The organism is Aeromonas sp. QDB23 (assembly GCF_027707745.1).
Lineage (GTDB): Bacteria > Pseudomonadota > Gammaproteobacteria > Enterobacterales > Aeromonadaceae > Aeromonas > Aeromonas allosaccharophila.
In genome coordinates this window covers 21,575-28,059 of record NZ_JAPCJA010000056.1, presented here as the reverse complement: position 1 = coordinate 28,059, position 6,485 = coordinate 21,575, and the positions used below count along the sequence as shown (strand labels likewise).

General features: G+C 62.0%; 3 protein-coding genes and 1 tRNA gene. All 4 read left to right on the top strand.

Annotation, left to right across the window (positions count from 1 at the left end):
* The first annotated feature begins 276 nt into the window (after positions 1-276).
* The 4 genes from PG888_RS19100 to hypF all read left to right on the top strand — a co-directional run bounded on the left by PG888_RS19100 (position 277) and on the right by hypF (position 6,485).
* A tRNA-Sec gene (locus PG888_RS19100) sits at positions 277-368 on the top strand.
* Positions 369-683: 315 nt separating this feature from the next.
* Entirely contained in the window at positions 684-2,162 is a 1,479-nt protein-coding gene (gene selA / locus PG888_RS19095) for an L-seryl-tRNA(Sec) selenium transferase (protein WP_182939590.1), read from the top strand.
* Positions 2,163-2,166: 4 nt separating this feature from the next.
* On the top strand, positions 2,167-4,050 hold the full coding sequence (gene selB, locus PG888_RS19090) for a selenocysteine-specific translation elongation factor (protein WP_270694059.1): 1,884 nt from the start codon (positions 2,167-2,169) through the stop codon (positions 4,048-4,050).
* Positions 4,047-6,485 carry a carbamoyltransferase HypF gene (hypF, locus tag PG888_RS19085; protein WP_182939588.1) on the top strand — a complete coding sequence of 813 codons (2,439 nt, stop codon included), beginning with the start codon at positions 4,047-4,049 and terminating at the stop codon, positions 6,483-6,485. Before selB ends, hypF begins: the two co-directional genes overlap by 4 nt.

The window sequence follows — 6,485 nt, the reverse complement described above, 5'->3', positions numbered from 1 at the left end:
ACAGGCCTATAAGTATTTGTTTTGTAGGCAAAAAACTATTTTTAATTTTTAACAAAATGTTCACGATCTCGCCCTGTGTTAACGACCGTTATTGACCAACGGTTCAGGCAATGTGATCGAGGCCCGATGTTAAATTAAAAACATCGGGCTAATTGTGCTGAACTTGATATAAAACAAGGTTCTTTGATTTTTTCAAAAAATCGCTAACTCTCGCTTTTTTATGACAAAAAAAGCGTTGCCAGTCACAGAAATTTGCCACAAAATGGCGACCGTTACGGAAGTTGATGGGGTCTGGTGGCCTCCTCGGTCTTCAAAACCGATGTGAGCCGAGAAGGCTTTGGCAGGTTCGATTCCTGCCTCTTCCGCCAAATTTATCTATTGAACAAATACTCTCTCGCTGAATTTTTCGGCCTGAATGTTATTTCCATTGTTTGTTCAATATGTTTGAAGTAATACCTTAAAAAAGGTGCTTGCCGCTTGCCAATATAATCCGAACTCAGGTTATCTCGCTGGCCAAAAATTAATTTATCAGTATTGATGAATGCATTAATTTATACCCGCTCATTGATGCACCCAGTTTGCACTCATCCGCAAATCGCCAGCAGTGCCATAACCCGTCAGCTCGGCCTCTCTATCGGCAAACCGGTGCGCATCCCGAACCCACGCATTGCACTGGTAATCCCATGCCGAACTCGTCTCACGCGCCAGCCATCCCCCACCGCCAGCCCGCATCAGGTACGGCTGCCGACGATTCTCTGCCAGATTCACAGCAACAGCCCAACCAGCAACAAACACGCCGTTTGCCACAAGTGGAACAGCTGCTGCAGCAACCCTTTCTCGCCGGTTTTATCGAGGCGCTGAGCCGCCCGCTGGTGACTCAGGCGGTGCGCGACACCCTGAGCGAGCTGCGCCAGAGCGAAGATTTTCGCCTGCATGGCGTCGCCCCCGAGCAGATCGAGGCGCTGATTGCCAAACGCTGCCAACAGCAGTTGCGCCAGCGTCAAACCCGGGTGATCAACGCCACCGGCACCCTGGTGCATACCAATCTGGGGCGTTCGCCGTTAAGTGCCGATCTGTGGGACGAGGTGCGTGACCTCAACACCGGCTACAACAATCTGGAGCTGGATCTCGCCACCGGCAAGCGCGGCGGGCGCAAGGGGCTGATCGCCCCCCTGCTCCGTTGCCTCACCCAGGCCGAGGATTCGCTGGTGGTCAACAACAACGCCGCCTCGCTCTTTTTGCTGCTGCAGGAGGTGGCCAAGGGGCGCGAGGTGATCGTCTCGCGTGGCGAGCAGATCCAGATTGGCGGCGGCTTTCGCATCCCCGACATTCTGGCCCTCTCCGGCGCCAAACTGGTGGAGGTGGGCACCACCAATATCACCACTGCCAAAGATTACCTCGATGCCATCACCGATCAGACCGCGCTGGTGCTGATGGTGCACAGATCCAATTTCGCCATTCGCGGCTTTACCGAATCCCCCGATATCGGCGAGGTGGCCCGCGCCCTGCCCGAGCAGGTGGTGCTGGCGGTGGATCAGGGCTCTGGCTTGACCAGCGAAGATTTTGCGCCGGACGAAACCTCGGTGCGCCAGTACATCAAGGCGGGGGCGGATCTGGTCTGCTACTCAGGTGACAAGCTCTTGGGTGGCCCGCAAGCGGGCATCATCAGCGGCCGTAGCGACCTTATCAAGCGGCTGGAAAAACACCCCATGATGCGCACCTTCCGCCCGAGCCGCATCGTCTACTCCCTGCTGGAACGCCTGCTCATCCACAAGCTCAACAAATCCCCCATCGGCGAGGGCATCGCCCAGCGCACCTTGAGCAACCCGGCCGCCATGCAGGCGCGAGCCTCCCGGCTGATGGCCGCCCTGCCCGGCTGCTTTGTGCCCGTTCCCGCCCAGCTGGTGGTGGGCGGCGGCACCTTGCCGGATGAGTTCTACCCGGCCCCTGCGCTCGAATGCACCGACCCGCGCCCGGCCCAGCAGTTGCTCGATGCCCTGCGGGAACTGCCGGTGCCGGTCATTGCCACCGTGCGCCAGCAGAAGGTGCTGCTCAATATGGCCACCCTGCTGCCGACCGAGATGGAACTGCTGATCGCCCAACTCAGGGAGTTGCTGCTCCCCGCCCCGTTCAATGCAACAAATGCGACCGAGGAGCCCTGATCCCATGACTTCCTATCGCACCGTTATCGGCCTTGCTGGCCACGTAGATCACGGCAAAACCCTGTTGATCAAGGCCCTCACCGGCATCACCACGGCCCGCGCCCATGAGCAGGCCATCGGCATGACTCAGGATCTCGGCTTTGCCCACTTCGACGACGGTCAGGGCAACACCATAGGCGTCATCGACGTGCCCGGCCACGAGCGCTATATCCGCAATATGGTGGCGGGGCTCTGGAGTCTGGATCTGGTGCTGCTGGTCATCGCCGCCGACGAGGGGTGGATGCCGATGACCGGCGATCACCTGCGCCTGCTCAAGGCGATGGGGGTGCCGCGCCTCTTGGTCTGCATCAACAAGTGTGATCTGGTCTCCCCCGACGAGCTTTTACTGCTTGAAGAGAGCCTGCTGGAACGGGTGATGGACGAGAGCAGCATGGTGCCCGATATCGTCAGCGTCAGCGCCAAAACCGGCGCCAATATGGCTGCCCTGCACACCGCCATCGTGCGCCAACTTGCCGATCTGCCAGCCTCACAAGCTGCCCGCGAGCAGAGCGCCCCGCGACTGTATGTAGACCGTGTCTTTACCGCCAATGGCACCGGCACAGTGCTCACCGGCACCTTGCAACAGGGCCGCCTCAAGGTGGGGGACAAGCTGCGCCTCTACCCCGCCGATCGGGAGGTGCAGGTGCGCTCCCTGCAGGCCTATCACCAGAGCGTCGACGAGATTGGCGCCGTCTGCCGGGTGGCGGTGGGCCTGAAAAAAGTGCCTCACAAGGAGGTGGCCCGCGGTCACTGCCTTACCAGCACTGCCGGTCAGTGCGAGGCGGCCACCCACCTTATCGTGCGGCTAAATGAGGTCGGCGGCAGCATCCGGGAACAGCGCAACCGCGAGGTTGAAATCGCCCTCGGCAGCTGGCATGGCCGGGCCCGTTTCGTGCCCATCAAGGATACCCGGCTGGCGCGGTTGATCTTTACCAGCCCCATCCCCTGCTTTTTCGGCCAGCCGCTCGCCATCATTCGCCACGGCAGCAGCGAACTGCTGCACGGCGCCCGCATCGTCTGGTGCGGCGACATCCACCCCGCCAGACGCAAGGCGCTGCACGCCCTGCTGGGCGAGCTGCCGGATCTGCTGGAACACTACAACCCGGCCGCCCTGCAACTGGGGCTCAACGGCTATGTGCTGGCCAGCCGCTTTCACCAGCGGCCCGAACAGGTCACCCCCCTCGCTGACTGGCTGCTGGACAACCACTGGCTGGCCCAAAGCCGCGCTCACCTGCTCGCTACGCTGGCCAGCGAACCGCTCAGCGCCGCCGAGCTCGCGACCCGCTTTGGCATCGCCCTGCCGGTCATTCAGGCCCTGCTCCAGCAGCTCAAAAGCGAGCAGCTTGTTCGCCTGCACCATGACAAGTGGCAGCCGGGCAACGGCGAGTCGGAAGATGATTTGGGGGAAGAGGCACAGCTGGTGCTCAAGGTGGTGCGAGATCAAGGCAAGGAGGGGTACGAGCCCGGTAAACTGGGCCCCGGCGGCGTGGAGCTGGATCCCTTTATCACCCGCAAGCTGCCCGCAGCCCTGCAGCAGGGCTTGCTGCAAAAAGGCGCGTTGCAAAAGCAGCTGCGCAACCTGGCGCGACTCAAGTATCTGGTGCAGCTCGATGGCCCCATCTACTACGACGCCGCCCTGTACAACCAGATGGTCGCCGCCGTGCTGGCGGGCCAGCAGGTGGGAGATCTGATCGACATGGCATCCCTCAAGGAGATCACCGGTTTGTCACGCAAATACGCCATTCCGTTCTGCCTGCGCATGGAGATGGATGGCTGGGTACGGCGCGAGGAGAACGAGCGCCGGGTACTGCGTTTGCCAGCCCCTCAAGATGAGATGGAGCCGGCATGAGCGCCACCATAGCCCCCTCTGGCTCTTCCAATCCTGTGGCCACCCGACTGCGCCGCGAATTTCATATCGACGGTATCGTGCAGGGGGTCGGCTTTCGCCCCTTCGTCTATGGGCTGGCGTTGCGCCACGGCCTTGCCGGCTATGTGTTGAACGATGCCAATGGCGTCACCATCGGCGCCGAGGGCTCCGCCGAGCAGCTGGCCAGCTTTGCCCGCGAACTGCGGGAGCTGGCACCGCCGCTTAGCCGCATCGATCATTTCAGCGAGCGGGAACTGCCCCTCGCTCATGATCCCGACTTTGATGGCCAATTTCATGGCCAGTTTCGAATTAAAGCCAGCCAGCAGCAGAGCGCCGCTACGGTGGCCATCTCGCCGGATCAGGGAATGTGCGAGGCGTGCGCCAACGATGTGGCCAACCCTGCGGATCGCCACCACCACTACCCCTTTACCAACTGCACCCACTGCGGCCCGCGCTACACCATCATCCGCCGCCTCCCCTACGATCGCCCCCATACCGCCATGGCGGACTTTGCCATGTGCCCGCGCTGCGCGGCAGCCTATGAAAACCCGCTGGACAGACGCTACCACGCCCAGCCGGTGAGCTGCCCCGAGTGTGGGCCGCATCTGACCTGGCGCAGCGGCCTCGGCGATGCGCTGGCCGAGCGTGGGGATGCCCTGCAGGCTGCCGCCCGCGCTCTGCAAGCGGGCGCGCTGATTGCGCTCAAGGGGATGGGGGGCTATCACCTGATATGCGATGCCCGCAATGAACAGAGTGTCGCCAGATTGCGAACGCTCAAGCGGCGCGCGCGCAAGCCGCTGGCGGTGATGATGGGCTCCCTTGCCGAGGCCAAATTGCATGTCACCGGCAGCGAAGAAGAGTGGCAGCTGCTCGCCTCTCAGGCCAGACCCATCACCTTGCTGCGCAAGCGAAAAAACGATGATCGGCTCTCAGAATCCCGACAGTCAGCCGCGCCGCTGGCCGAGGGGATCGCCCCCGGCATCCCCTACCTCGGCGTCATGCTCCCCTATACCCCGCTGCACCAGCTGCTGCTGGATGCCTGCGCCATGCCGCTGGTGGCCACCAGCGCCAATGGTCGCGGCAGCCCGATCCTTATCGAGTGCGAGGCGGTGGTCAGGGAACTCGGCAGCGAGATTGACGGCATCCTGGATCACAACCGCCCCATCCTGCACCCATGCGACGACAGTCTGGTGCAGTGGGCGGGCGGGCGGCGCCAGACTTTGCGCCTCGCCCGGGGCTATGCCCCCTGCACTCCCAGCCTGAGAGAGGCGGTCAGGGTGCCACTATTGGCAGTCGGGGCGCAGCAGAAGAACCAGCTGGCGCTGGCTTTCGGTCGCCAGCGCATTTACAGCCCCTATATCGGCGATCTGCACAGTTTGCCGATGCAGGGTCACTTCGAGCAGACTCTCGCCACCTTTCGCGATCTTTACGATCTCAAACCCGAATTGCTGGTCTCGGACTGCCACCCGGGCTACCTCAGCCATCTGTGGGCCAAGGGCTATTGCCGCGAGCACAGCGCCACCCATATCGAGGTGCAGCACCATCACGCCCACCTGCTGGCTGTGATGGCCGAGCACGACATCACGGGCCCTGTGCTGGGTTTTGCCTTTGATGGCACCGGCCTTGGCGATGACGGCACCCTCTGGGGTGGCGAGCTGCTGATCGCAGACATTCAGGGCTTTGAGCGCGTTGCCCACCTCAAACCCTTCAAGCTGATCGGCGGCGAGGCGGCCATTCGCGAGCCAATGCGCCAGCTGCTGGGGCTGCTGTTTGAATCGCACAGTCCTGAGCAGATCAGCGCCCTCGATATTCCGTTGATCAACACGTTGACCCCTGAGCGGATCAGCAATCTGCACCAGCTCTGGCATCTCGGTCGCAACGCCCCCTACACCAGCTCCATCGGTCGGCTGTTCGATGCGGTGGCGGCGCTCTTGGGGGTGATCGACACCCCCGATTACGAAGGCGAGGCCGGACTCCTGCTGGAGGCAGCCGCCTTGCAGCTAACCCCCGATGAAGCGCCCTTCCCCCTCGCCTTTGATCTCAGCCAATCAACGGAAGGGCCACTGCAGATCGAGTGGGCCGAGCTGATCCATACCCTTGTCAGCGAGCAGAGAAAAGGCACCTCCACCGCCATCCTGGCCGCCGGTTTTATCCGCGCCATCAGCGCTCTGGTCATCGCCCTTGCCGAGCGCTTCCCCGGCTATCCGGTGGTACTCGGGGGCGGCGTCTTTCAAAACCGGGTGCTGATAGACCAGCTGGTACCCGCTCTCGAAGCGGCCGGCCGGCAGGTATTGACCAGCGAAACCCTGCCACTCAATGACGGTGGCATCGCCGCCGGTCAGCTCTGGTTTGCCATCCACCATATTGCCACGCACCGCCCAACCACAGCCGGCTGTGCCACCTTGTCGGAGTCCTGA